The 26,100-nt window shown below is 65.0% G+C and carries 21 protein-coding genes; 16 read left to right on the forward strand and 5 right to left on the reverse strand.

What is annotated here, in order from left to right; genetic code table 11:
• Positions 1-33 precede the first annotated feature (33 nt).
• On the reverse strand, positions 34-774 hold the full coding sequence (locus DOD19_RS12555) for a response regulator transcription factor (protein WP_024976581.1): 741 nt from the start codon (positions 772-774) through the stop codon (positions 34-36).
• A 458-nt stretch (positions 775-1,232) separates the two neighbouring features.
• The gene (locus DOD19_RS12560) at positions 1,233-2,150 is read right to left on the reverse strand and encodes a LysR family transcriptional regulator (protein WP_024976582.1); all 918 of its coding nucleotides are present in this window, start codon (positions 2,148-2,150) and stop codon (positions 1,233-1,235) included.
• A 150-nt stretch (positions 2,151-2,300) separates the two neighbouring features.
• Here DOD19_RS12560 and DOD19_RS12565 point away from each other — a divergent pair, with 150 nt between their 5' ends.
• Entirely contained in the window at positions 2,301-3,206 is a 906-nt protein-coding gene (locus DOD19_RS12565) for a pirin family protein (protein ID WP_112185818.1), read from the forward strand.
• 39 nt (positions 3,207-3,245) lie between these two features.
• Here DOD19_RS12565 and DOD19_RS12570 read toward each other — a convergent pair whose 3' ends face one another.
• The 3 genes from DOD19_RS12570 to DOD19_RS12580 form a co-directional block, all read right to left on the reverse strand.
• Complete coding sequence (locus tag DOD19_RS12570; protein WP_024976584.1) at positions 3,246-4,280, reverse strand: serine/threonine protein kinase; 1,035 nt, start codon at positions 4,278-4,280, stop codon at positions 3,246-3,248.
• 5 nt (positions 4,281-4,285) lie between these two features.
• Positions 4,286-5,959, reverse strand: a complete 1,674-nt coding sequence (locus tag DOD19_RS12575; protein WP_112186043.1) for a DEAD/DEAH box helicase — start codon at positions 5,957-5,959, stop codon at positions 4,286-4,288.
• A gap of 131 nt (positions 5,960-6,090) precedes the next feature.
• Positions 6,091-7,095, reverse strand: coding sequence for a LysR family transcriptional regulator (locus tag DOD19_RS12580; protein ID WP_112185819.1), 1,005 nt, complete (start codon positions 7,093-7,095; stop codon positions 6,091-6,093).
• A gap of 130 nt (positions 7,096-7,225) precedes the next feature.
• On the opposite strand from DOD19_RS12580, the gene DOD19_RS12585 reads away from it, so the two are divergent.
• The 15 genes from DOD19_RS12585 (at position 7,226) to ybeY (ending at position 26,045) form a co-directional block, all read left to right on the forward strand.
• Entirely contained in the window at positions 7,226-8,533 is a 1,308-nt protein-coding gene (locus DOD19_RS12585; protein WP_112185821.1) for an MFS transporter, read from the forward strand.
• 26 nt (positions 8,534-8,559) lie between these two features.
• Positions 8,560-9,594, forward strand: a complete 1,035-nt coding sequence (locus tag DOD19_RS12590; protein ID WP_024976588.1) for a histone deacetylase family protein — start codon at positions 8,560-8,562, stop codon at positions 9,592-9,594.
• A 258-nt stretch (positions 9,595-9,852) separates the two neighbouring features.
• Positions 9,853-10,917 carry a TetR/AcrR family transcriptional regulator gene (locus tag DOD19_RS12595; RefSeq protein WP_024976589.1) on the forward strand — a complete coding sequence of 355 codons (1,065 nt, stop codon included), beginning with the start codon at positions 9,853-9,855 and terminating at the stop codon, positions 10,915-10,917.
• Between the two features lie 117 nt (positions 10,918-11,034).
• Complete coding sequence (locus tag DOD19_RS12600) at positions 11,035-13,545, forward strand: acyl-CoA dehydrogenase (protein WP_112185823.1); 2,511 nt, start codon at positions 11,035-11,037, stop codon at positions 13,543-13,545.
• Between the two features lie 34 nt (positions 13,546-13,579).
• Positions 13,580-14,992, forward strand: coding sequence for a 3-oxoacyl-ACP reductase (locus tag DOD19_RS12605; RefSeq protein ID WP_112185825.1), 1,413 nt, complete (start codon positions 13,580-13,582; stop codon positions 14,990-14,992).
• A 34-nt stretch (positions 14,993-15,026) separates the two neighbouring features.
• Positions 15,027-15,920, forward strand: coding sequence for a MaoC/PaaZ C-terminal domain-containing protein (locus DOD19_RS12610; RefSeq protein ID WP_024976592.1), 894 nt, complete (start codon positions 15,027-15,029; stop codon positions 15,918-15,920).
• A gap of 4 nt (positions 15,921-15,924) precedes the next feature.
• Complete coding sequence (locus DOD19_RS12615) at positions 15,925-17,244, forward strand: acetyl-CoA C-acetyltransferase (protein WP_024976593.1); 1,320 nt, start codon at positions 15,925-15,927, stop codon at positions 17,242-17,244.
• Positions 17,245-17,333: 89 nt separating this feature from the next.
• On the forward strand, positions 17,334-19,073 hold the full coding sequence (locus DOD19_RS12620; RefSeq protein WP_112185827.1) for an AMP-binding protein: 1,740 nt from the start codon (positions 17,334-17,336) through the stop codon (positions 19,071-19,073).
• 20 nt (positions 19,074-19,093) lie between these two features.
• Positions 19,094-19,999, forward strand: coding sequence for a DUF1571 domain-containing protein (locus DOD19_RS12625; protein ID WP_024976595.1), 906 nt, complete (start codon positions 19,094-19,096; stop codon positions 19,997-19,999).
• Positions 20,000-20,210: 211 nt separating this feature from the next.
• The gene (locus DOD19_RS12630) at positions 20,211-21,140 is read left to right on the forward strand and encodes an OmpW family outer membrane protein (protein WP_024976596.1); all 930 of its coding nucleotides are present in this window, start codon (positions 20,211-20,213) and stop codon (positions 21,138-21,140) included.
• Positions 21,141-21,280: 140 nt separating this feature from the next.
• Entirely contained in the window at positions 21,281-22,279 is a 999-nt protein-coding gene (locus tag DOD19_RS12635) for an NAD(P)/FAD-dependent oxidoreductase (RefSeq protein ID WP_024976597.1), read from the forward strand.
• 90 nt (positions 22,280-22,369) lie between these two features.
• Positions 22,370-22,783 carry a hypothetical protein gene (locus DOD19_RS12640; RefSeq protein WP_024976598.1) on the forward strand — a complete coding sequence of 138 codons (414 nt, stop codon included), beginning with the start codon at positions 22,370-22,372 and terminating at the stop codon, positions 22,781-22,783.
• A 52-nt stretch (positions 22,784-22,835) separates the two neighbouring features.
• The gene (gene miaB / locus DOD19_RS12645; protein ID WP_045203723.1) at positions 22,836-24,206 is read left to right on the forward strand and encodes a tRNA (N6-isopentenyl adenosine(37)-C2)-methylthiotransferase MiaB; all 1,371 of its coding nucleotides are present in this window, start codon (positions 22,836-22,838) and stop codon (positions 24,204-24,206) included.
• Positions 24,207-24,227: 21 nt separating this feature from the next.
• The gene (locus tag DOD19_RS12650) at positions 24,228-25,220 is read left to right on the forward strand and encodes a PhoH family protein (protein WP_024976600.1); all 993 of its coding nucleotides are present in this window, start codon (positions 24,228-24,230) and stop codon (positions 25,218-25,220) included.
• 12 nt (positions 25,221-25,232) lie between these two features.
• A complete protein-coding gene (ybeY, locus tag DOD19_RS12655; protein ID WP_024976601.1) occupies positions 25,233-26,045 on the forward strand; it encodes an rRNA maturation RNase YbeY in 813 nt (270 codons plus the stop codon).
• The last annotated feature ends 55 nt before the right edge of the window (positions 26,046-26,100 follow it).

Genomic DNA, 26,100 nt, shown 5'->3' on the forward strand with positions numbered 1-26,100 from the left:
GAGCCCTTTTTGCGCGGGGCGATCGGCGTGCGCCTAGACGTCGTACGACGAAAGATCCATCTCGGACAGCGCATTCATGTCGTCCGCCGGCTTCAGATAGTCGACGCGATAGCCATGCTTGTACACCGCCACCAAGCGCACCTCGTTCACCGGTTCGATATTCAGCTTCATGCGGATGCGCGACACGTGGCTATCGATCGTGCGCGTGTACTCCGAGGAGTTGCGGCCCCACACCTGCCCGAAGATGTGATCGCGCGACAGCGTGCGCCCCACGTTCGAGAACAGCAGCAACGCCAGCTGGAATTCGATGGCCGTCAGCGTAACGGGCTCGCCGTGCAGCGTGACCTGCTGGCGCTGCAGGTTGAAGTAGTACGGCCCCACCGCGAACGGCAGGCGGCCATACGGAATCGGATACGCCCGGCGCAGCAGCGCATCGACACGCGCACGCAGCTCGGCAATGCGGAACGGCTTGGCGATGTAGTCATCGGCGCCATGCGTGAGAGCGCGCACGAGGCTTTTCTCGCCCTCCTCGGCGGTGACGAACAGGATGGGCAGCACATCCCTGTGGCGGCTGCGCACCACGCTCAGCACGTCGATACCGAGCATGCCCGGCGTGTGCCAGTCGAGGATCAGCATGTCGTACGACGAGCGGCCCAGCATGCGCAGCAACGTCGCACCATCGCTGTAGGTCATCACGTCGTGGCCCGACTGGGACAGGATCTGGACGATGACTTCGCTTTGGAAGGGATCGTCTTCAAGCAAGGCGATACGCATGTTCTGCTCCGTGGAAATTGCGCACATGCGTGCCGGGATGGTGCGGGCCTTTATAGCGACCTAACCGTCGCGCTCATCGCGATCCGTCGCATGTGTTACGTGTCGGCAATTTTCATGGCGAGGTTTGCTACAAACCATGAGAAGAGTCCTAATTTGTGAAGACCCTTGAGCCACCCAATGCCGTGTCCATTCCACGGAACCCGGACAAAAAAAAGCCCGGACAACGCGGTCCGGGCGGCGGTGTTTCCCACAACGTGACGGGATCGGAAACACCCAAGGGTCGCATGTGCCAGACGCGTCGCAGTGCACCGGGGGGAAACACTGCAACGCTACGGGATAACGTCAAGGAGAGCCCGACGTACTGGTCGGCACACGCGAAGCGCATGATGCCGTGCCATATGCCCAGCCGGAGCAGTCGTGACAACATTTGACACGCCCAGTTTCCGGGCCGCGACACCTCAGGTGGGATCAGCGTTTTCCAACTCTTGCCGAATCGACTCGGTCAGCATGTCGATCAGCAATCGGACACGTTTGGGAACGAACCGCGCGGATGGGGTGACGAGGTTGATCGGCTCTCCGCTGGTCGCATAGTCGGGCAACACGCGCACGAGGCGAGGCAGCGGTGCGTTGGCGCGTGCCACCGCGCTTGCGTACAGCGGCAGCGGGCCTATGCCGGCGCCCGATGCAATCAGCGTTTCCAGATAGATGAGGCTGTCGGAATTCAGGCGGGCGCGCACAGCCACGGTTTTCAGGCCATCGGGGCCGACAAGGCGCCATTGCGTTTCGCCGCGGCCGGTGCCGCGAAAGTCGAGGCAACAATGGTCGGCCAACCCTTGCACGGTGGCCGGAGCACCGCGGCGCTGCAGGTAATCGGGCGAGGTGAATAAGCCAATGCGCAATACGCCAAGCGACCGAGCCACGAGCGAACTGTCGGCCAAGCGTCCGACGCGGACGGCAAGGTCAAAACCCTCCTGCACCAGATCGACATTGCGCGGCGTCAGCACCACGTCCAGATCAATCTCCGGGTACTGCTGCATGAAGCGGGCCGCGACGGGCGCCACCAGCAGGCGGCCCACGTCTTCGGAAGACGTGATCCGCACCTTGCCGCGAGGCAGGTCCTGCAGCTCGCCGGCGCACGTCGTGGCACGTTCGATGTCTTCCAGTGCATGCGACGCCACCTGATACAGACTCTGGCCGGCGTCGGTCAGATGCAGCGTGCGCGTGGTGCGCTGTAACAGGCGTACGTTCAAATCCTGTTCAAGCGCCGCAATGCCCCGGCTGACGGACGATTTGGGCAGATCGAGCCGCGTTGCCGCTGCCGTGAAGCTACCCGCTTCGACCACGCGCACGAACAGCGCCAATTGGTTCAGATCCATGGTTTCCTCCTCTTGTAGTGATGCGCGCCGGCCTAGGATTGTCATTGTCTCGCCGGGAGCAACATTTTTTCCCACAATAACCGACTAGTGCAAACCGGGCAACCACCCTACATTTGGCATATGACAAATGCCCGATTTCAGGAGAACAACATGGAAACCCTCGTACAACCGCAAGTGCAGCAAGTGCAGCGCGGCCGCCGCGTGGAGCGCATCATCACAGGTCGCCCAACCTCCGACGGCGCGGGCGTGAAGCTCACGCGCGTGCTGACGAACAACCTGCAACGTCGGCTGGACCCGTTCCTGATGCTGGACGCGTTCCGTAGTGACGACCCGAACGACTATCTGGCCGGCTTTCCCGACCACCCGCACCGTGGCTTCGAAACGGTGACGTACATGATCGCTGGCCGCATGCGCCACCGCGACAGCGCCGGCCACGAAGGGCTGCTGCAACACGGCGGCGTGCAGTGGATGACGGCCGGCAGCGGCGTCGTGCACTCTGAAATGCCGGAACAGGAAGATGGCGTGATGGAAGGCTTCCAGCTGTGGCTGAACCTGCCCGCCAGCGACAAGATGACGACGCCCTGGTACCGCGACATTCCGTCGAACGAGATTCCCGAGTTCACGACGGAAGACGGCGTGACCGTTCGTGTGATCGCCGGAGATTCGCAAGGCGTGCGAGGTGCGATGACGCGTGAAGCGACGCAGCCGCTGTATCTGGACATCACGCTGCCGGCGGGTGCGTCCTTTGCGCAGCCGCTGCCGGCCGGGCACAACGCGTTCGTCTACGTGTTCCGCGGCAGCGCGCTGGTGGGCGATGCCGACGCGTCTGGCAATGCCGGTCTGCAACGCGTGGAAGACAAGCAGATGGCCATCCTTGCCAACACGGAAGGCAGTGACGGTGTGGTCATCCGTGCAGCAGACGCAGACGCACGCGTGCTGCTGGTGGCTGGCAAGCCGCTGAACGAGTCGATCGCCCAGTACGGCCCGTTCGTGATGAACACGCAGGAAGAGATCTTCCAGGCCGTGCGGGACTTCCAGGCCGGCAAGTTCGCTTAAAGCATCTACGCAGTCGCAAAGAAAAACCGCCGCTCGGTTTCACCAGAGCGGCGGTTCGTCCAACAGCGCGATCTGCTCGCGCAATTCCAACACCCGATCCTGCCAGTAGCGTTGCGTGTTGAACCACGGAAACGCGGCAGGAAACGCCGGATCGTTCCAGCGACGCGCCAACCATGCGCTGTAGTGCAGCAAGCGCAGCGTGCGTAACGCTTCCACCAGATACAGCTCGCGCGTGTCGAATTCGCAGAAGTCTTCATAGCCGGCCAGCAGGCTGGCGAGCTGCGATTGCATCGACGCGCGATCGCCCGAGAGCAGCATCCACAAATCCTGCACGGCGGGGCCGGTGCGGCTGTCGTCAAAATCGACGAAATGCGGGCCGGCGCTGCGCAGCGGATCGCCTTGCTTGGCGTCGGCCTCTTCAATCCAGAGCACGTTCGACGCGTGGCAATCGCCGTGCAGGCGCAGCAGCGAGACATCGCCCGCGCGGTCGTAGCAGCGGCGCACGCCGTCGAGTGCGGCGTCAGCCACGCTGCGCCAGGCCGGCAGTAAATCGGGCGGAATGAAATCGTGTTCGAGCAGCCAATCGCGCGATTGCACGCCGAAGGTGTCAATGTCGAGTGCAGGCCGGACCATGAAAGGCCGCTGCGCGCCAACGGCATGGATGCGCCCGAGGAAACGGCCCATCCATTCAAGCGTGTCGTCTTGGTCGATGGAAGGCACGCGCCCTGCGCAACGCGGGAAGACCGCGAAATGCCAGCGCTCGAACGCTTGAAGCGTGCGACCGTCGATTTCCAGCGGCGCGATCACGGGGATTTCCGTGGCGGCCAGTTCTGCCGTGAAGGCGTGTTCCTCGATGATCTGCGCTTCAGTCCAGCGGCCCGGGCGGTAGAACTTGACCACCACCGGCGCGCTGTCTTCCACGCCGACTTGGTAGACGCGGTTTTCGTAACTGTTGAGCGCGAACATGCGGCCATCCGGCATCAGCCCGACCTGCGCCAGCGCATCGAGGATGCTGTCGGGCGTCAGGCCGTCGTAGGGCGCTTCAGCTGATGCGGGCTGGCCGTCGTCGTGCATGAACGTCAGGCTTTACGGCCGCCGAGCAACGCAGCAGCCTTGGCAAACAGACCGTTGAACGGCTGCTTGGCCGGCTTCCCCTTGTGGGCAGGCTGCGCGGCTTGCGTGCTCGATGCGCGACGCTGTTGGCCACCCTGCGCGCCTTGCCCATTGCCCTGGCCCTGACTTTGGCCGTTGCCTTGGCGCTGGCCACGCGCTTGGGATTGGCCATTGCGCGGCTTCGGCGCAGCCTGGCCGTCGCGTTGACCTTGCGCCTGACGCTGGCGGCTGCCGGCACCATTGCGACCCTGGCCTTGGCCTTGGCCTTGGCCTTGGCCTTGATTCTGGCCCTGGCCCTGACCATTACCGCTCGACTCGCGACGCGGTTCGCGAGGCTCACGCGGAGCCCGCGGCTCGCGTGGCGCAGCGTTGGCGCTGGCCTGACGAGGCTGCTGGCTGCGGCCACCGCCCGGGCGGCCACCGCGCGCGTTGCCGCCACGGCCCGCCGAGTTGCGCCCGTTCGGAATCGGCTCCGCCTCGATGGTCGGGTCCGGCTCGAAACCTTCCAGCACGGTACGCGGCAGTTCGCGCTTGATGAGGCGCTCAATGTCACGCAGCAAACCGTGCTCGTCCACGCAGACCAGCGAGATCGCCTCGCCTTGCGCACCGGCGCGGCCCGTGCGGCCGATACGGTGCACGTAGTCCTCCGGCACGTTCGGCAGATCGAAGTTGACCACGTGCGGCAGTTGGTCGATGTCGATACCGCGCGCGGCGATGTCGGTGGCAACCAGCACGCGCAGCGTCCCGGCCTTGAATTCCGTCAGCGCGCGCGTGCGTGCCGATTGGCTCTTGTTGCCGTGGATGGCCAGCGCGGGAATGCCGTCGCGCGTGAGCTGCTCGGCCAGGCGGTTCGCACCGTGCTTGGTGCGCGTAAACACGAGCACCTGGTGCCAGTCGTTGTCGCGCACGAGCTTGGCCAGCAGTTCGCGCTTGCGCTCGCGGTCGACCGGGTAGATGCGCTGCTCCACCGTCTCGGCCGTCGTGTTGCGGCGAGCGACTTCGATCAGCGCCGGCTTGTCGAGCAGGCGATCGGCCAATTCGCGAATGTCGTCAGAGAACGTCGCCGAGAACAGCAGGTTCTGACGCTTCGACGGCAGGATGTTGAGGATCTTGCGGATATCGTGGATGAAGCCCATGTCGAGCATGCGATCGGCTTCGTCCAGCACCAGCAGTTCAATGTGGGACAGGTCGATGGTGCGCTGCCCTACGTGGTCCAGCAGGCGGCCCGGCGTGGCCACGACGATATCGACACCGCGCTTGAGCGCATCGATCTGCGGGTTGATGCCGACGCCGCCGAACATCACCATGGACTTCAGCGGAAGGTATTTGCCATAGGCGCGCACGCTTTCTTCCACCTGCGCGGCAAGCTCACGCGTGGGCGTCAGCACCAGCGCGCGGATCGGAAAGCGCATGCCCTGCGGCGTCTGCACTTTGTTCGGTTGCGAGGCAGACAGGCGGTGCAGCAGCGGCAGCGTGAAACCGGCGGTCTTGCCGGTGCCGGTCTGGGCACCGGCGAGCAGGTCACCGCCCTTGAGGATAGCGGGGATGGCCTGGCGTTGAATCGGAGTGGGTTCTGCGTAGCCGAGTTCGGCCACGGCGCGTACCAGCTTGTCTGACAAGCCGAGTTCGGAAAACGACATGGAAAAGCGATTGGACCGGCGTGTCCCGCGCATTCGTTCGTGCGCCAATCGTGGACAAAGCCTGGGTAGGTGACGGGGCGACTGGACCCCGGGGACTGCAAGAAGAGCGCTAGTTTAACAGGTGATGGTGTTTACCCCACCGGCGCCCGCAATGCCGCCAACGGCGCATTTACCACGTCCCCCAACCGCTCCGCCAACGAATACCGCGCCATATACCGACGGAAATGTCCCAGGAACGCGTCTTCGGCTGGCGCCAGACGCCGCTCCTTGTGCCACATCAGGTACAGATCGATGTCGGCAATGCCCTCTTCCGGCGGTAGCCGCCACAAGCGCTGCTGCGCCACGTCGTCCACCACGATGTGCTCCGGCAGGCAGCCGATCCCATAGCCCGCAAACACCAGCCGCTTGATCTCGTCCAGGCTCGGTGACGTAGCGACGATGCGTCCGGTGAATCCCTGCTGATCCCGAAACACCGCCAGCGGCGATAGCGCATCGCCCAATTGGTCGCTCATGAACGAGACAAAGTTCTCGCCGAGCAGATCGTTGATCGACAAGCCCGTCCGCCCGAACAACCGGTGATGCCGCCCGCAGAACACGGCGTAGCGCTGGCGCAGGAACAGTTGCCGCTCGAGCTTCTCGACGGGCGTGCGGCACAGGCTGAGCCCAATGCCCGCCCGCTTTTGCGCAAGCGCATCGAGGATGTCCGTGCTGCGCATCACTTCCACCTGCAGATCCACGCGGGGGTGATGGCGATGGAACGCCGCGAGGCATTCGTCGTACACGCCCGATTGGATCCGGCTGACCGTCAGCAGATGCAGCACGCCGCTCACGTCGTCTTGCGGCTCCCCGAGCTCTGAGCCGAGCCGCGCGACATTGCCGTAGACATCGGTGGCGATGCGCAATACGTCTTCGCCGACGCGCGTGAGGCGGAAGTGCGAGCCGCGCCGCTCAATCAGCGTGTGGCCGAGCTGATCTTCGAGGCGCCGCAGCGCAAGGCTGACCGCCGGCTGCGTGATGTGCAGCCGCACCGCCGCGCGGCTGATGCTGCGCTCGTGGACGATGGTGAGGAAGGTGCGCAGCAGGTTCCAGTCAAGCCGGTCGCTGACCAAGGCGGGATCGAGAGCGGACGAGTCCATGGCGGCAGGTATGAGTTCAATTTATGCAAACAATAAGTATTTGGAATTTGACTAATACCCGTCAAGCGGCAATAAACACGCATCGTCGCCTTGAAGCGACGGACTAAAAAAACCTGTGAGGAGCTTCACTATGCAACCGTCTCAACCCGGCGGGCGCCAGCCTGCCCGTGCGGCCACCGCCGCCTTTGTCGGCACCATGATCGAGTGGTACGACTTCTACATCTACGCCACCGCCGCAGCGCTCGTGTTCGGGCCGCTGTTCTTCCCGGGTGGCGATCCGTTCCTCAGCACGCTTGCTTCGTTCGGCACGTTTGCCGTGGGCTTTTTCGCGCGGCCGCTGGGCGGCATCGTGTTTGGCCACTGGGGTGACCGCATCGGCCGCAAGAAGGCGCTGATGATCACGCTCACGATGATGGGCCTGGCGACCATCGGCATCGGGCTGCTGCCGACGTATGCCACCGCCGGCGCCCTCGCGCCCGTGCTGCTGGTGCTGCTGCGCGTGGTGCAGGGCATCGCGGTCGGTGGCGAATGGGGCGGCGCGGTGCTGATGGCGGGCGAACATGCGCCCACGGGCCGCCGCACGTTCTTCGCGTCGTTTGCACAACTCGGCAGCCCGGCCGGGTTGATTCTCTCGCTGCTGGCTTTCCGCCTCGTCACGTCGATGGAGAAGGACACGTTCATGGACTGGGGCTGGCGTCTGCCCTTCCTCGCCAGCGCGGTGCTGCTGCTCGTTGGCGTGGCGATCCGCCTGGGCGTGAACGAGTCACCTGAGTTTGCCCAGGTGCAGGCGCAACGCAAAACGGCCAAGCTGCCGATCGCCGAAGTCTGGCGCACGGCTCGCGTGCCGGTGCTGCTTTGCATTGGCGCCAACACCATCGGCATTGCGGGCGTGTACTTCACCAACACGTTCATGATCGCGTACGCGACGCAGTATCTGTCGCTGTCGAGAACGCTGATTCTCGATTGCCTGTTTGTGGTCGCGTTCATCCAGTTCCTCGCCCAACCGTTGGCGGCATGGCTGGCGGAAAAGCTTGGCGGCGCACGCTTCCTCAAGCTGATGGCGCTGATGGCGATGGCGTCGCCGTATCCGATGTTCCTGCTGGTGCAAACGCGCCAGGCGCCGCTGATGGTGCTGGGCATTGCGCTGGCCGTGGTGTGCATGGCGAGCTTCTATTCGGTCATCGCCGGCTTCGTGTCGGGCGTGTTCGAAACGCGCGTGCGGTACTCGGCGATCTCGCTGTCATACCAGGTATGCGGTGCGGTGGCGGGCGGGCTCACGCCGCTGATCGGCACCATCCTCGCGCAGCGCTTCCATGGCCAGTGGTGGCCGCTGGCGGTGTTCTACACGCTGCTCGCCGGTATCTCGCTGCTGAGCATCGCCGCCATCGACGCGCGGCAGCGCGGCAGCGCAACTGCTGCCAACGCAGTCGGCGCATGACGGTCTTTCCCAACCCGGTTTCACCCATGCTGACGTTCTTTCACCCTGAACAGCTTCTGCACCATCCGCAGAGCTATTACTCGCGCGGCAAGATGCGCACGCCGCAGGAAGTGCCCGCGCGCGCGCTGAATCTGCTGCAGGCCGCGCGTGATCTCGGCTTTACCATTGCGCGCCCCGAAGATCACGGCATTGCGCCGCTCACCGCCGTGCATGGCGAGCCCTATCTGCGCTTCCTGCAGGACGCTCATGCCGACTGGCTGCGCCTGCCCGAAGACTGGGGCGACGAGGTCATGTCGAACATCTTCGTGCGCGAGCCCAATGCGTTGCGGGGCGTGCTGGCCCAGGCCGCCCGCTACCTGGCAGACGGCAGTTGCCCCGTCGGCGAGAACACATGGCGATCGGCGTATTGGTCGGCACAGAGCGCAGCTGCCGGCGCGCAGGCCATCCTCCATGGCGAGCGCACCGCTTACGCGCTGTGCCGCCCGCCCGGCCATCACGCGCGCCGCGAAGCAGCCGGCGGCTTCTGCTACCTGAACAACGCCGCCGTTGCCGCGCAGGCGCTGCGCACCAAGTTCAAGCGCGTGGCCATCCTCGACACCGACATGCATCACGGTCAGGGCATCCAGGAGATCTTCTACGACCGCGCCGACGTGTTGTACGTCTCCATCCACGGCGATCCGACCAACTTCTACCCGGTCGTCGCCGGCTTTGACGACGAGCGCGGCACGGGCGACGGCCTGGGCCTGAACGTGAACCTGCCGATGCCGCATCGCTCGCCGGAATCGGTGTTCTTCGACAAGCTCGGGGACGCGATTGCCGCACTCGAACGCTTTCAGCCCGATGCGCTGGTGCTCTCGCTCGGCTTCGACATCTATCGCGAAGACCCGCAATCGCAGGTGGATGTCTCGACGCAGGGCTTCGGCCGGCTTGGCCAGGCCGTCGGCGCGATCGGGCTGCCGACGCTGGTCGTCCAGGAAGGCGGCTATCACCTCCCCACCCTTGCACAAAACGCTGCCGCATTCTTTGGCGGCCTGACCTCGCTCCATCAGCCGGCCGGCTGACCCGCCCACCGGGGCGCAGACCTCCCTTCAGCTTTTTTGATGTTTGCGCCCACTCACTTTCCAAGCCACGTGTTTCATACGTTGGCTTGGCAACCTTCCCTCCTCTAGAGTGCCCGCTCGAATTGGGCGCTTGGCGTTTTCAAACGTCTGTTCCTAACATGCCCGGGCAACCCCATACACATGTTTGAATCGTACGTTCGAGCGCTGCACTGCAGCAATCGACCCCGATATCAGACCTAAAAAAACGAGGTAGGAGACATGGGACGTCCTGGAGCAGGAGACACCAAGGGCCGCATTCTGGAAGCCACCGAACTGCTGTTCATCGAGTTCGGCTACGAGGCGATGTCGTTGCGGCAGATCACGGCGCGCGCCAAGGTCAATCTGGCCGCGGTCAACTATCACTTCGGCAGCAAGGAAGCGTTGATGCAGTCGGTGCTTGGGCGCCGGCTCGACCCGCTCAACACGCGCCGGCTGGCGCTGCTGACCGCGTGCGAAGAGCGCTGGACCAAGGAGCAACTGACCTGCGACCACGTGCTCGGCGCGCTGTTTGTGCCGGCGCTGCAGATGGCGCGAAACCCCGACACCGGCGGCCCTGCGTTCCTGCGCCTGATGGGACGCGTGTATTCCGACACCTCGCCGTTCGTGCAGAACTATCTGCTCGGCCACTACGCGCTCGTGTTCGATCGTTTCTTTGAAGCCTTTTCGCGTGCGCTGCCGCACTTGCCGCGCGCAGAACTGGGCTGGCGCCTGCACTTTGCGCTCAAGGCGCTGGCCGGCGTGCTGGCCGGGGACGACCTCAACAACCTGCTACCGCTGTTCACGCAGGGCAAGACGATGAACGATGCCTCGCTGCTGGCACGCCTGACGGCCCTGGTGGTGGCTACGCTCAACGCCCCGCTGCCCGGCGAGGCCGGCGCGCTCGATCAGGTGGTCGAGCTGGCCGAAGCACAGGTGCCCACGCCCGTCGCACAAGCAGACGATGCCCCCAACGGCAGCGACAGCGGCAATGGCGGCTCCGGTCGCCACGCCGGGCACGGCAACGGCCGCGGCAGCGAACGCAGTTCGACGCCGACCACCGCCTCGCCCTTCGCCGGTGACCTGTTCGGCCGCACACCCGCCGCACGCGCCAGCGCCGACGATGCCGCAGACGACCACGACGATCTCGGCGCCGATGAGCACGACGATCATCACGGTGACGACAGCGATGGAGACGGCCCCGCGCCCTCCGCGCGCACCCGCGCATTGGCCGTTCGCCGCAGTAATGCAGCACGCGCGATCTTCCCGGCCAACCCAATGCGCCCCTGGCGCAGCCCTAACGCCTGACAACCCGGGCCCAGCCCCGATCTCCCGTGTGCTGGCACGGGAGTCGCTCGGGCATTCGGCAGGTGCCGCCGCGTGTTCGAGACATCCGGCACATAGACGCATCGAATGGAGACCCTCATGACGACAATCTGGATCGTCCTGCTTTGCATCGGCGTGCTCGGGCTCGCCAGCATGGAAGCCTCGGCATTCGCTTGGCTGGTCGTGACCGCGGCGTGGCTGGTGGCCGGCGTCTGGCTTGGCCTGGTCGGCCCGGTGATGACCACGGTACTCGCCATCGTCTTTGTGCTGCCGGCGCTGGTGCTCGCGCTCAAGCCGCTGCGCCGGGCACTCATCACGCGCCCGGTGCTGGCGATGTTCCGCAAGATCATGCCGGAGATGTCGCAAACGGAGCGCGACGCCATTGAAGCGGGCACCGTCTGGTGGGATGCCGAACTGTTCTCCGGCCGACCCAACTGGTCGCGATTGCTGTCTTCGCCGCCGCCGCGCCTGTCGGCGGAAGAGCAATCGTTCCTCGACGCGGAAACCGAAAAGCTCTGCGACTTGGCCAACGATTGGGAAAGCACGCAGATCTGGCAGGACCTGTCACCCGACGCGTGGGCCTATGCGAAGCGTGCCGGCTTCCTCGGCATGATCATCCCGAAGGAATACGGCGGCAAAGGCTTCTCGGCGTACGCGCACTCGCAGGTCATCATGAAGCTGTCGACGCGCTGCTCCGCCGCAGCCGTGTCGGTCATGGTGCCAAACTCGCTCGGCCCTGCCGAACTGCTTCTGCACTACGGCACGGAAGCGCAGAAAAACCACTACCTGCCGCGCCTCGCACGCGGTGAAGAAATTCCCTGCTTTGCGCTGACCAACGCGTATGCCGGCTCCGATGCCGCAGCCATTCCCGATGTGGGCGTGGTCTGCCGCGGCATGCACGAAGGCCGCGAGACGCTTGGCTTTCGCGTGACATGGAGCAAGCGCTACATCACGCTCGGCCCCATCGCGACGGTGCTGGGGTTGGCGTTTCGCGCGGTCGATCCGGATGGCTTGCTCGGTAGCGAGAAGGAGCCCGGCATCACCTGCGCGCTCATCCCGACGAAGCATCCGGGCGTAAACATCGGGCGCCGCCATTGGCCGCTCAACGCGGTGTTCCAGAACGGCCCCAACTGGGGCAAGGATGTATTCATTCCCATCGACTGGGTCATCGGCGGCGAGGCGCAGGTCGGCCGCGGCTGGCGCATGCTGATGGAGTGCCTGGCAGCGGGCCGCGCGATCTCGCTGCCGTCGTCCAACGTGGGCATGGCCAAGCTGGCCGTGCGCAGCACCGGTGCCTATGCCGCCGTGCGTCGTCAGTTCCGCACACCCATCGGCAAGTTCGAGGGCATCCAGGAAGCGCTCGGCCGCATGGGCGGCAACCTGTACATGATGGATGCCGCGCGGCGCCTGTCCGCGCTCGCCGTAGACCTGGGCGAGAAGCCGTCGGTCATCTCCGCCATTGCCAAGTACCACGTCACCGAACGTGCGCGCGATGTGGTGACCGATGCGATGGACATCGTCGGCGGCAAAGGCATCTGCATGGGGCCGAACAACTTCCTGGCGCGTGCGTATCAGCAAGTGCCGATCGCCATCACGGTGGAAGGCGCGAACATCATGACGCGCTGCCTGATCATCTTCGGGCAGGGCGTGATCCGCTGCCATCCGTATGTGCTGCGCGAGATGACGGCCGCACAAGGCGCCGATTCACCCGAGACGCTGCAGGCGTTCGATACGGCACTGTTCGGCCACGGCGCGTTCATCGCGGGCAACCTGGTGCGTGCGTTCCTGCATGCGCTCTCCGGCGGGCGCGTGGCAAGCGCCCCGGGCAATGCCGCACCGGAAATGCAGCGGTATTACCGGGCCGTGAACCGCTTCTCGACCGCGCTGGCGCTGTTGTCCGATGTGTCGATGTTCACGCTGGGCGGCACACTCAAGCGCCGCGAGAGCATCACGGGGCGGCTTGGCGACATCCTCTCGCAGATGTATCTGATCTCGTCCACGCTCAAGCGCTTTGAAGATGAAGGCCGCCCGGCAGAGGACGCGCCGCTCGTGCATTGGTCAGTGCAGGACGCGCTGGTGAAGGCGCACGATGCGCTCGACGGCGTGTTGGCCAACTTCCCGAACGCGGGCATCGCAGCGCTGCTGCGTGCGCTGATCTTCCCGTTCGGCACGCCATATCGCAAGCCGTCGGATGCGCTGGCTGCGCAGGTTGCCGAGCTGATGCAAACGCCGGGCGCTGTGCGCGATCGCCTGCTGGCCGACTCGTACTGCCCAACGCCCGAGGTCGACCCCATCGCCTATGGCGAAGCGGCCTTCCGCCTGCAACCCGCGGTGGACGCGATCGAGCAACGCTTGAAACCGGCCATCCGCGCAGGCAAGCTGCCGCCGGTGCCACAAAGCCTGCCCGATTTCGAAGCCTGGACCGCGCAAGCCGTCGCACAAAACCTCATCGACGATGGCGAACGCAAGCAACTGTGCGACTACGCGCGCTACGGTGAACACGCAGTCGCCGTGGATGACTTCCCGCCCGACTTCAACCTGATGGCCGACCTGCAGCGCCGCAAGGATGCGCTCGATGCCCTGCAGGCCGCCGAGCGCCGCGCAGCCTGATGGCCCAGGGGCCGGACAAACGAGAACAACAACGATGCAAGACAAATACCTCGATTTCGTCGGTTCCGGTTTCGGCAAGTGGCTGTCGGCCAACCTCGGCCTGCCGCAGCCGGTGCCGTTGCGCCGTTATGTGCCGGGGGAACCGGAATTTGTCGGGCCGTTCCTCGTGGGCTCGGCGCCCGGGGGCTCCATGCGCGAAACGCTCGCCGCGCTGTTTGCCGAGACCGGCGTACCCACGCGCTTTCATGAAAGCGATCCGGAATGGCTCGGCGCTGCCAACCGGCACGGGCAAATCACCGGCCGCTTTGTCGCGCCCACGGGCAAGGACGGCGACGCGTTTGATCGCATTGGCGGCATCGTCTTCGATGCCACGGGCATTGCATCGATCGACGGCCTCGACGCGCTGTATCACGTGTTCCACGACGGCGTGCGCGCCATCGGCCGGTGTGGCCGTGTGGTCGTGATCGGTCGCCCGCCGGAAGGCTGCAAGACGCCCGAGACGGCGATTGCGCAGCGCGCGCTGGAAGGGCTCACGCGTTCGCTCGGGAAGGAAGTCAGGCGCGGCTGCACGGCGCAGCTCGTCCATGTGGCAGAGGGGGCGGAAAACGTGGCCGCGTCGACGCTGCGGTTTCTGCTGTCGGCACGCTCGGCGTATGTGTCGGGGCAAGTGGTGCGCGTGCATCGCGCCGCAGCGGTCTCGGTGGATTGGCAGAAGCCGCTGGCAGGGCGCACCGCGCTGGTCACCGGCGCCTCGCGCGGCATCGGTGCAGCCATTGCGCACGTGTTGGCGCGTGATGGTGCGCGCGTGCTGTGCCTGGATGTGCCCGCCGCGCAGGAAGCGCTGAACGCGGTCGCACAGGAAATCGGCGGTGAAGCCATGGCGTACGACATTGCCGCACCGGAAACGCCCGCCCTGCTCGCGCAACAACTTGCTGCATTGGGCGGCATCGACATCCTCGTGCACAACGCAGGCATCACGCGCGACAAGACCATCGCCCGCATGGCCGAACCCGCGTGGCGCAGCGTGCTCGACATCAACCTGACTGCGCAATTGCGCATCAACGACGCGCTGTTTGCAGCCAATGCGCTGCATGCGGGCGGAGCCATCGTGTGCGTGTCGTCCATCAGCGGTATTGCAGGCAACCTCGGGCAGACCAACTACGCGACATCCAAGGCGGGCGTGATTGGCCTCGTGCAGGCTGGCGCCCCGTTGCTGGCCGAACGCGGCATCACCATCAACGCCGTTGCGCCAGGCTTTATCGAAACGCAGATGACAGCGGCCGTGCCGTTTGCCATCCGCGAAGCCGGCCGCCGCATGAACGCGATGAGCCAGGGCGGCCAGCCGGTCGACGTGGCCGAGACGATTGCGTGGTTCGCCAACCCCGCGTCCAACGGTGTGACAGGCAACGTCGTGCGCGTGTGCGGGCAAAGCCTGCTGGGAGCCTGACGCAACCATGCGCTCGCTAGCCCTGCACTCCCCGATGATCGCCACCCAGACGCTGGTGACCGAGCCGCCGTCGCCGGGTGCATTGGCCTGGCGCGCGCTGCTTTCGCAACGCAAGGGCAAGCGCGGCGGGCCGTTGCCGCGCCACACGCTGGTACGCCAGGAAGTGCCGCTTGCGGCCGAACACATCGCGCAGTACGCAGCGGTATGCGGCTTCTCCTCGGCGCATGGCGTGCCGATGACGTATCCGCATCTTCTGGGCTTTCCGCTGCAGCTCATGCTGATGACGGAATCGGCGTTTCCGTATCCGGTAATCGGCCTGGTACACCTGTGCAACACGATCCGCCAGCACCAGCCTCTGCAGGCGGGCGAGCGTGTGCGCGTGGAAGTACGCCCGCGCCGGTTGTTCCACCATGCACGCGGGCAGGCGTTCGGCATCGAAACCGCCATCATCAAGGCTGGCGCAGTGGTGTGGGAATCGCTGTCGACCTACCTGCGCGTGGGCGTGCCGTCGCCACAGGGCGCGCCATTGATTGCACTGCCGAGTGCACAAGACCTGTCGCCCGATGGCCGCTGGGATGCACCCGCCGACACCGGCCGCCGCTACGCCGGGGTGTCGGGCGACTGGAATCCGATCCACGTGTCCAGCATCGGCGCAAAGCTGTTCGGCTTTGCGCACCCAATCGCCCACGGCATGTGGACGAAGGCCCGCGCGCTGGCCGCGCTGCTGCCGGCGGCACCGCTCACCCAGGGCGAGGTGGTGGCCGAGTTCAAAACGCCGCTATCGCTGCCCGGGGCAGCGACGCTGTGGCAAGCCAACGAAGCCACTCCCGGCCGCGCGTTTGAAGTGCGCAACGCCACTGGCGACAAACCCTATCTGCGCGGCATGCTGACGCTGCCGCAAGCACAACAAGAAAACACGGGAGACTGAATCCATGCTCGTCAACGCGCAGGTGCGCCGCGTCGCCATCCTCGGGGGTAACCGCATTCCGTTCGCGCGCTCGAATACGGCCTACGCTACGGCGTCGAACCAGCAGATGCTGACCGCCGCGCTGCAGGGCCTGATCGACCGCTTCAACCTCCACGGCCAACGACTGGACGAAGTCGTGGCCGGCGCAGTCATCAAGCACGCGCGCGATTTCAACCTCACGCGCGAGACGGTGCTCTCAACCACGCTCGCCAAGCAGACACCCGCATACGACATACAGCAGGCATGCGGCACGGGGCTGGAAGCGGCCATCCTCGTCGCCAACAAGATCGCGCTGGGGCAGATCGACGTGGGTATTGCCGGCGGCACGGATACCACCTCCGATGCGCCTGTTGGGCTGAACGAAAAGATGCGCAAGATCCTGCTGGAGGCCAACCGCGCCAAGTCCACCGGCGCGCGCGTCAAGGCGCTGGCCGGTCTGCGGCCGTCAATGTTCGTGCGCCCATTGCTACCGCGCAACAGCGAGCCGCGCACCGGCCTGTCAATGGGCGAACACTGCGAATTGATGGCAAAGCGCTGGGGCATCCGCCGCGAAGACCAGGACGCGCTGGCCCTGCGCAGCCACCACAACCTCACGGCCGCTTACGAACGCGGTTTCTTCACCGACCTCATGACCGCTCACCTCGGGCTGGATCGCGACAACAACCTGCGCAGCAACCTGACCCTCGAGCAACTGGCGAAGCTGCAGCCGGTATTCGACCGCGGCGCGGCCGGCACCATGACCGCCGGCAATTCCACGCCGCTCACCGACGGCGCATCGTGCGTGCTGCTCGCCAGCGAAGACTGGGCGCGTGCGCACAACCTGCCCGTTCTGGCCTACATGACCTGCGCGGATACGGCTGCCGTCGATTTCTTCAGCGGCACGCCGGAGCAGAACGAAGGGCTGTTGATGGCGCCGGCCTATGCCGTCTCGCGCATGCTGCAACGCGCGGGGCTCACGCTGCAGGACTTCGACTACTACGAGATCCACGAAGCCTTTGCCGCGCAGGTGCTCAGCACGCTCGCCGCCTGGGAATCGCCCGAATACTGCCGCGAAAAACTGGGCCGCAGCGCCCCGATGGGCAGCATCGACCGCACCAAGCTCAACGTGAACGGCAGTTCGCTGGGCACGGGCCATCCGTTTGCCGCCACGGGCGGGCGCATTGTCGCGACGCTGGCCAAGATGCTGGCACAGCGCGGCGGCGGGCGCGGGCTGGTGTCGATCTGTGCCGCTGGCGGACAAGGCGTGGTGGCCATTCTGGAGCGCCCCGAAACGATGTCGCATTGAACCTTCGGGCCAATACGGGAACGGCCCGACCCGAGAACCCGCGCGGCACATAACAAAACCACGCCGCGTTTTTCATGGACGGAGACACCATGAACACCGTTGCTGACCGCAACAGCCTTACCGACCGCATCTGGCTGAAGTCGTACCCCGAGGGCGTACCCGCCGAGATCAGTCCCGATCGCTATCACTCGCTGGTCGAGGTGTTTCGTGAATCGGTCGAGAAGTACCGCACCCGCGTCGCCTACGTGAGTGTCGGCACCCAGATGACCTACGACGAATGCGAACGCCAGGCCAAGCAGTTTGCGGCGTGGCTGCAATCGCGCGGCGTGAAGAAGGGCGATCGCGTGGCGATCATGCTGCCCAACAGCCTGCAATATCCCGTGTGCCTGTTCGGCACGCTGCTGGCCGGCGCCATCGTCGTCAACGTCAACCCGCTGTACACCGTGCCGGAACTGGCGCACCAGCTGCGCGATTCCGGCGCACAGACGATCGTCGTGCTGGAGAACTTCGCACGCACGCTGGAACAGGCGCTGCCCGGCAGCGAGATCCGCAACATCGTCATTACCGGTATTGGCGATCTGATGGGCGGCGCGATCAACCTCAAGGGCCGCGCGCTGAACTTCGTGATGCGCAACGTGCAGAAGCAGGTACCGCCCTACAAGCTGCCCTCGCCGGTCTGGCTGCGCGATGCGCTGGCCGTAGGCCGCTCACGCGCGATGCAGCCAGTGCAACTGGCGCCGGAAGACATCGCCTTCCTGCAATACACCGGCGGCACCACGGGCGTGGCCAAGGGCGCGATGCTCACCCACCGCAACATCATCGCCAACCTGCTGCAGGCGGAAGAGTGGTCCAAGAGCATGCTCAACGGCGGCGTGGAAACCAACGTCACGCTGCTGCCGCTGTATCACATCTTCTCGCTCACGGTGAACCTGCTGATGTTCATGACGCTGGGCGGGCGCAATATCCTGATCGCCAATCCGCGTGACACCAAGCGCGTGATCTTCATCCTGCGCAATGAGCGCTTCTCGGGCATTGCGGGCGTGAACACGTTGTTCAATGCACTGCTGGAAGATCCTGACTTTGCCAAGCGCGATTTCTGGGCCATGAAGATCACCATCGGTGGCGGCATGGCAGTGCAGCGCGCGATCGCGCAGCGCTGGAAAGAGGTGACGGGCCATACCATCGTTGAAGGCTACGGGCTGACGGAGTGCTCGCCAGTCGTGTCGATGAACCCGCCGCACGTAACCGAATTCAGCGGCACGATCGGGCTGCCCGCGCCGTCCACCGAAGTACGCTTCAAGCGCGACGACGGCACGATCGCGCCGCTGGGCGAACCCGGCGAACTGCAGGTGCGCGGGCCGCAAGTCATGCGCGGCTACTGGCAGCGCCCGGAAGAAACCGCCAAGTCCATCGATGCCGAAGGCTGGTTCTCCACCGGCGACATCGGCGTGATGGACGCCAACGGCTACATCCGCCTGATCGACCGCAAGAAGGACATGATCCTGGTCTCGGGTTTCAATGTGTACCCGAACGAGATCGAAGACGTGGTAGCGCTGCACCCCGAAGTGCTGGAGGTGGCGGCCATTGGCGTGCCAGACCCGGTGGCTGGCGAACGCGTGAAGATCATCGTGGTGCCGCGCACCGGCGCGCTGACCGAGCCCGCGCTGCTCGAACACTGCCGCGCCCATCTGACTGGCTACAAGATGCCGCGCATCGTCGAGTTCCGCCACGAAGAGTTGCCCAAGTCGACGGTGGGCAAAATCCTGCGCCGCGAACTGCGCGATGCCGATCCGGACATCAAGCGCGCCCGCGCGCAGGCGCAGCAATAACAACATCACCGGAGACTTGTATGCGCTTGCGTACTCTCGCCCTGGCCATGGTGCTGGCAGGCGCCGCACACGCCTGGGCCCAGCCCGCCACGCCGGATGCTTCCGTGCCAGCGGCAGCCGCACCGACGGCCACATCGCAATCGGCGGCCATCGGCAGCTTTGCCGCCATGGACATCGCCAGGCAGACGGCTTGGCTCGGCAGCCAGGTCCACGCCAACGCGTTTGCGGGCTGGTCTGACGAAGACGTCCTCGCCATGGCGCAGGCCATGAAGCCCGAAACACTGGTGCGCTGGCTCAAGGGCGAGGCGGCCAAGCTGCCCGAATATGAATACCGCATGCGCCGCCAGGAACGCGTGAAAGACCAGTGGCAAAGCCAGCCGGCGCTCATGCTCATCCGCTACCGCAACGCGCCCCGACAGGTCTACGCGCGCTGGCTCAAGGGCGGCTCGCACGCTGGTCAGGAAATCATCTATGACGAAACCGTGCGCAAGGACGAGATGTACGGCCACCTGGGCGGCCTCGTCGATTTCGTGGCGATCTGGAGCGCGCTGGATGGCTCGCTGGCCAGATCGCAGTCGAACCACACGGCACGCGAGCTGGGGCTGCAGTTCATCGTCGATACGCTCGAGCGCGACGGACGCGCCCACGTGGCAGCCGGCAGCAGCGGCAAGTTCAGTGAAGCCAAAATGGTGACCGAAGACGGTGAGCGCATGCTGCGGCTGACCTGGGATGCGCCAAGCGGACCACCCACGTTCTACGCCAAGCGCGTGCGCCTGTACTTCGACCTCAAAAACCCCTGGGTGCGCATTGAAGAAGCGTGGGATGAATCGGGCAATCAGCTCGAGAAAATCGTCATTGAGAGCGTGGCGCGCAAGACGTGGAGCGACCAGACTTTCAACCCGAAAAATCCGGAATACAAATTTTAGACAGCAGCCCGGAGACCGTTGTGGGCCAAGGCTCCGCCGACCGGTGGAGAGTATGAAACGAGACTAGGGGAAACCCCTTGTTGCGTGCGTACACGCTAGAGGAAAACTTCGATCGTCGCAGCGCAACCGAACAAAAGCGCTGCGTTATGCTGCGGAAACACAAATCGCCACACCAAGGCGTGATAACAATCCAATCCAGAGAGACAACCACATGAACCGCACCGCCCTCCGCCTTGCTGCAGCCCTTGCCTGCGCTGCCGCCAGCACCCTTGCTGCCCCCCTGGCTCACGCCCAATCCACCGCGGAGGCCAACGTGGCCGCAAGCGCCAGCAGCGGTAGCGGCAGTGGCATCAGCAGCAGTGGTGGCGGCTTCAGCGGTTTCATGGACAACTACGTCTGGGGCCGCAACGTCATGGCACTGGGCTGGTTCTACATCCGCCCGATGGATTCGGCCACGCCGCTGACCACCACCACCAGCGCGCTGGGCCTGGGCACCTACCAGTCGCCAGGAACTGACGTGAAAGTCAGTAACGCCAATACGCTGTCGCTCACGTTCACGCACTTCTTTACCGACAACATCGCCGGTACGTTCGTGGGTGGCGTGCCTCCCAAGTTCAACCTGTATGGCAGCGGCAATGTGATCGCGCCGGTGCCGGTTGTTGGGCCGCTGACGCTGATCAATCTGGGCCTGCCGCAAAACAACCCGGTCGCCACCGTGCGTGAATGGAGCCCGGCAATCGTCGCGCAGTACTACTTCGGCACCAAGGAAAGCAAGCTGCGCCCGTTTGTCGGCGCAGGCGTCAGCTACAACTTCTTCACCAACCTGAAGCTGAACCAGAACTTCGTCAACGGCCTGCAAAACCTGGGGCAGGTGCTGCAGCTCGGCATGGGCCAGGTTCCGACGGGCCCGGCCAAGGTGACGGCGGAAACGTCCAGCTCGTGGACGCCGGTCGCCAATGTGGGCGTGTCGTATGAGTTCGCCAAGAACTGGACCGCCATCGGCACGGTGTCATACCTGCCGCTGAAGACGACCTCCACCATCACGATCCGCAGCCAGCAAGGCCAGGTGCTGGCGGTCAACAAGACCGACATCAAGGTCGACCCGATCGTGTTCGGGCTGGCTGTGGGTTACAAGTTCTAAGCCGCAGAATTGCTCCATCGCAAAACGCCACCTCCGGGTGGCGTTTTTCATTGGGGCGCGACCCGATATCATGGCGGACTATTACGCGCCGATTTGCGCGCCGATTTCCGGATCCCTCGCCCCACACCCACGTCACATCCATGAGCCAGCCTTCCATCGCCATCGTCGGAGCCGGCATTGCCGGTGTTGCCTGTGCCAATGCGCTTGCCGCAGAAGGCATTGCCACCACGGTCTATGAGCGCGCGGGCGGTGTGGGAGGCCGGCTGGCCACCACGGTGCTGCCCGAGTCCGCCCCCGCGTATGCGTTCGACCACGGCGCGCAGTCGTTCAACGTGCGCAGCGAGGCCTTCCGCCGCGCGGTAGATGCTGCTGGCCGTCAGGGTTCGGTGCTGCCGTGGCCCGCGCGCTGGGGCCATCGCACGGTCGACGCCCTGCAAGCCGATTCACGCGACGAAGCCCGTTACGTCGGCCTGCCCGGCATGGGCGCGCTGGTGCGCAGCCTGGCCGCGCCACTGGATGTGCGTTTCGGTCACGCCGTCACGCGTGTCGCGCACGATGGCCGGCGCTGGACGATTGAGCGCAACGGCACGGACACCGCCTACGCCGACATCGTCGCCCTGGCCTTGCCAGCGCCTGAACTGCCGGCGCTGTTTCATGGCGCCACGCCGGCGTCGCTGCAGGAAGCCATCGCCCCGGTGCATTACGCCCCGTGCTGGGCGCTGATGATGGGTTTTGCGCAACCGCTGGACCTGCCGTATGACGGCATCCGCATCGACGACGACATGCTCGCCTGGGCGGCCCGCGACAACACCAAGCCGGGGCGCGTCATGGTCGATGAATCCTGGGTGGTGCATGCGTCGCCGGGCTGGTCGGCAGCGCACGCTCAGGACACCCCCGAACAGGCGCTCCACGCCATGTACGCACGCTTTGCCGAAGCCTTCCCGGGCACGCCGCAGCCTGACGTGGTGGCCGCGCACCTGTGGCCGCACGCGCTGGTGGAGCAGTCCGCCGGCATGCCGTGCCACTGGGACGCCGCCGCCCGCCTGGGCGCCTGCGGTGACTGGTGCGAAGGCCCGCGCGTGGAAGCCGCGTTCCTGAGCGGTGTTGCGCTGGCGGCCAAGATTGCCGAAGCGCTATAAGACTTGGCCCCGGAACGCTACAATATCGGGTTGTCTCGTGTTTCGTGTGCCGGGTCGCTCACCCGGCGGTGGCTTTCTTCTGACGACGCCATGCGCACCCGACGCCAAGTCCTCGCCCTCGCCTTTGCCGCCGTTACTGCGGCTGCGGCGCCGCTGCTGTCTCATGCGCAAGTGCTGCGTAACATTCCGGCGACGGCTCCGGCGGCCCAGTTGACCATCAATTCGGCCAACTCCGGCACGCTGAGTACCGGCAGCACCGGCGTCGTCCGTATCCTGCTGTTGGGCTTCGGGAGCACCAGCGCCGATATCCGCTTCGCCCCGGGCGTGCGGATTCTGTCGCTGGATGGGCGCCTGTTACCGACCTCCACGGTGGTCGGCCAGACGTTCAAGGTTCGCTATCAGCTCGATCTGTATCAGCAGTTGCTGACCGCCTGGGTTGTCAGCGATGACGATTACAAGGCCGCGGTGGCTGCCCAAAATCAGGCGCAAACGCAGTCTCAGTAGTCAGAGCACCCCACGAAGCACGTGCCCCCAGGTCAACCACTGTGAACGGCACATGAAAAAAGTCTTCATCAAAACCTACGGCTGCCAGATGAACGAGTACGACTCGGACAAGATGTCCGACGTGCTCAACGCGGCTGAAGGCCTCGTCCCCACCGACACGCCCGAAGATGCGGACGTGATCCTCTTCAACACATGCTCCGTGCGCGAGAAAGCGCAGGAGAAGGTGTTCTCCGAACTCGGCCGCGTGAAGGCGCTCAAGGCGCTCAAGCCGGATCTCGTGGTCGGCGTGGGCGGCTGCGTGGCCAGTCAGGAGGGCGCCTCCATCGTGGCGCGCGCACCTTACGTAGACGTGGTGTTCGGCCCGCAGACGCTGCACCGCCTGCCGGAGCTGATCGCCGCGCGCCGCCGCACAGGCCGCTCGCAGGTCGACGTGTCGTTCCCCGAGATCGAAAAATTCGACCACCTGCCGCCTGCGCGCGTCGATGGCGCCACCGCTTTCGTGTCGATCATGGAAGGCTGCTCGAAATACTGCAGCTACTGCGTGGTGCCGTACACGCGCGGCGAAGAAGTCTCGCGCCCGTTCGACGACGTGCTAGCCGAAGTGGCCGGCCTGGCAGAACAGGGCGTGCGCGAAGTCACCCTGCTGGGCCAGAACGTGAACGCCTACATCGGCAAGATGGGCGACACGAGCGAGCGCGCCGATTTCGCGCTGCTGCTCGAATACGTGGCCGAGATTCCGGGCATCGAGCGCATCCGCTACACGACCAGCCACCCGAAGGAATTCAGCTCGCGCCTGATCGAGGCCTATGCCACCAACCCGAAGCTCGTCGACCACCTGCACCTGCCCGTGCAGCATGGCTCCGACCGCATCCTGATGGCGATGAAGCGCGGCTACACGGTGCTCGAATACAAGAGCAGCATCCGCAAGCTGCGCGCGATCCGGCCGAACATCTCGATCGCCACCGACTTCATCGTCGGCTTTCCTGGCGAGACCGACGCGGATTTCGCCAAGACGATGGACCTGATTCACGAGATCGGCTACGACACCTCGTTCAGTTTCATCTACAGCCCGCGCCCCGGCACGCCGGCCGCCAACCTGCACGACGATACGCCGCAGGCCGTCAAGCTCGAACGCCTGAAACATTTGCAGGCGACCATCGAAGAAAACGTAGCGCGCATCAGCCAAGGCATGGTCGGCAGCGTGCAGCGCATTCTGGTGGAAGGCCCGTCGCGCAAGGATCCGACCGAACTGCACGGCCGCACCGAGAACAACCGCGTCGTCAACTTCGCGCTGCCAGATCTGCCGCAGGCGCGCCGCGAACAGCTGATCGGCCAGATGCTGGACGTGCGCATCGTGCACGCCTTCCCGCATTCGCTGCGCGGCGAAGTGGCGGAACAGCGTACGGCCAGCGCGACTCACTGATCGTCAACACGACCTGACTTGATGAAACCAACCACCGCAGAATTCACAGCGCCGAAGAACGACAACACGCGCCTGCAGAACCTGTGCGGGCCGCTGGACGAGAACCTGCGCCAAATCGAGCAGGCGCTGGACGTGACCATCAACCGGCGCGGCAGCAAGTTCACCGTGCGCGGCGCCAACGCACAAGGCGCGGCCAACGCGCTGGAAACGTTCTACAACGCCGCGCGCGAGCCGCTGTCGGTGGACGACATCCAGCTCGGCCTGGTGGAAACCCGCCAGGTGGCCGCACACGGCGCTTACCTGCCGGAATCGAGCGCCGACGTGCCGGATGGCAATGATCTGTCGCCGGTGCTGCACACGCGGCGTACCGATCTGCATGGCCGCACACCGATGCAGCGCGAGTACCTGCGCAGCATCCTCTCGCACGACCTGTCATTTGGTATCGGCCCGGCGGGTACGGGCAAGACGTATCTGGCCGTGGCCTGCGCGGTGGATGCGCTGGAGCGCGACGCCATCAAGCGCATCGTGCTGACACGCCCGGCGGTGGAAGCCGGCGAGCGCCTGGGCTTCCTGCCCGGCGATCTCGCACAAAAGGTGGACCCGTACCTGCGTCCGCTGTACGACGCGCTGTACGACCTGCTTGGCTTCGACAAGACGCAGAAGATGTTCGAGCGCCAGATGATCGAAATCGCGCCGCTGGCGTACATGCGCGGGCGCACGCTCAATCACGCCTTCATCATCCTGGACGAAGCCCAGAACACCACGCCGGAACAGATGAAGATGTTCCTCACCCGGATCGGCTTCGGCTCCAAGGCGGTGATCACCGGCGACACAACGCAGATCGATCTGCCGCGCGGCCAGAAGAGCGGCCTGATCGAAGCGCAGCATGTGCTGCGTGACGTGCGTGGCGTGTCGATGACGCGCTTTACCAGCGTCGACGTGGTGCGGCACCCGCTGGTGGCCCGCATCGTCGAGGCCTATGACGAATTCCATGCCCAGCATAAAGATGCATAAGGACGCCTGAACGTGGCTAAAGCAAAGACCGATACCAAAGCAAAAACCAAGAAAACCCAACCCGCGGCGGCCGAGTCATTCGGCCCACGCGTCGACGTGTTCGACGCTCAAGGCAAACCCAAGACGGTCGACGCCAGCGCGCTGCGCATCGCATTTGCCGATGGCCGCAGCCTGATCCTCGGTCTGCCGAATACCGTGGACGGGCCGATCACCCTGGTTGCCGAGCACGCCGACGCCGACATGCACGCCATGCTCTCGCTGCGCCCCGAGCACCACGACAGCATCACGTTGCGCATCGAAACCCAGGCCGCTGAGTTGGCAGACTCCACGGAAGAAGCCTTCGATGACGACACTGCCGGCGCCGAGATGCTCACGCTCGACCTGACGGTGCAGTACGGCGACGAACTCAAGGCTGCCGCTCGCAAGGCATTGCCGAAAGAACGCGACATCGAGGCGTGGATCGCCCCCGCGCTGTTTGCCGATGCGCAACTCAACGTGCGCTTCGTCGGCGAAGAAGAAGGTCGCACGCTCAACCGCACCTACCGCAGCAAGGACTACGCCACCAACGTACTGACCTTCTCGTACGCAGAGAGCGCAGAAGACCCGGTCTCCGCCGACATCGTGCTGTGCTGCGCGGTGGTCGAAAAGGAAGCGAAGGAACAGAAGAAGCCGCTGCTCGCACACTACGCGCATCTGATCGTGCACGGCGCGCTGCACGCCCAGGGCTACGACCACGAAGACGCGGCCGATGCAAAGGAAATGGAAGGCATCGAAACGGAGATCCTCCGCGACCTCGGTTTTGCCGATCCGTACGCAGATCGTTAAAGCGCCACGCGCTTGATGTTCAGACGCCGGCTTCGCGCCGGCGTTTTGCTTTTTC

Source organism: Ralstonia sp. GX3-BWBA (assembly GCF_003290055.1).
Lineage (GTDB): Bacteria > Pseudomonadota > Gammaproteobacteria > Burkholderiales > Burkholderiaceae > Ralstonia > Ralstonia holmesii.

Coding starts and splice junctions, on each gene's coding strand:
- DOD19_RS12555 (WP_024976581.1), bottom strand. CDS start 774: ATGCGTATCGCCTTGCTTGAAGACGATCCCTTCCAAAGCGAAGTCATC.
- DOD19_RS12560 (WP_024976582.1), bottom strand. CDS start 2,150: ATGGATCTGAACCAATTGGCGCTGTTCGTGCGCGTGGTCGAAGCGGGT.
- DOD19_RS12565 (WP_112185818.1), top strand. CDS start 2,301: ATGGAAACCCTCGTACAACCGCAAGTGCAGCAAGTGCAGCGCGGCCGC.
- DOD19_RS12570 (WP_024976584.1), bottom strand. CDS start 4,280: ATGCACGACGACGGCCAGCCCGCATCAGCTGAAGCGCCCTACGACGGC.
- DOD19_RS12575 (WP_112186043.1), bottom strand. CDS start 5,959: ATGTCGTTTTCCGAACTCGGCTTGTCAGACAAGCTGGTACGCGCCGTG.
- DOD19_RS12580 (WP_112185819.1), bottom strand. CDS start 7,095: ATGGACTCGTCCGCTCTCGATCCCGCCTTGGTCAGCGACCGGCTTGAC.
- DOD19_RS12585 (WP_112185821.1), top strand. CDS start 7,226: ATGCAACCGTCTCAACCCGGCGGGCGCCAGCCTGCCCGTGCGGCCACC.
- DOD19_RS12590 (WP_024976588.1), top strand. CDS start 8,560: ATGCTGACGTTCTTTCACCCTGAACAGCTTCTGCACCATCCGCAGAGC.
- DOD19_RS12595 (WP_024976589.1), top strand. CDS start 9,853: ATGGGACGTCCTGGAGCAGGAGACACCAAGGGCCGCATTCTGGAAGCC.
- DOD19_RS12600 (WP_112185823.1), top strand. CDS start 11,035: ATGACGACAATCTGGATCGTCCTGCTTTGCATCGGCGTGCTCGGGCTC.
- DOD19_RS12605 (WP_112185825.1), top strand. CDS start 13,580: ATGCAAGACAAATACCTCGATTTCGTCGGTTCCGGTTTCGGCAAGTGG.
- DOD19_RS12610 (WP_024976592.1), top strand. CDS start 15,027: ATGATCGCCACCCAGACGCTGGTGACCGAGCCGCCGTCGCCGGGTGCA.
- DOD19_RS12615 (WP_024976593.1), top strand. CDS start 15,925: ATGCTCGTCAACGCGCAGGTGCGCCGCGTCGCCATCCTCGGGGGTAAC.
- DOD19_RS12620 (WP_112185827.1), top strand. CDS start 17,334: ATGAACACCGTTGCTGACCGCAACAGCCTTACCGACCGCATCTGGCTG.
- DOD19_RS12625 (WP_024976595.1), top strand. CDS start 19,094: ATGCGCTTGCGTACTCTCGCCCTGGCCATGGTGCTGGCAGGCGCCGCA.
- DOD19_RS12630 (WP_024976596.1), top strand. CDS start 20,211: ATGAACCGCACCGCCCTCCGCCTTGCTGCAGCCCTTGCCTGCGCTGCC.
- DOD19_RS12635 (WP_024976597.1), top strand. CDS start 21,281: ATGAGCCAGCCTTCCATCGCCATCGTCGGAGCCGGCATTGCCGGTGTT.
- DOD19_RS12640 (WP_024976598.1), top strand. CDS start 22,370: ATGCGCACCCGACGCCAAGTCCTCGCCCTCGCCTTTGCCGCCGTTACT.
- miaB (WP_045203723.1), top strand. CDS start 22,836: ATGAAAAAAGTCTTCATCAAAACCTACGGCTGCCAGATGAACGAGTAC.
- DOD19_RS12650 (WP_024976600.1), top strand. CDS start 24,228: ATGAAACCAACCACCGCAGAATTCACAGCGCCGAAGAACGACAACACG.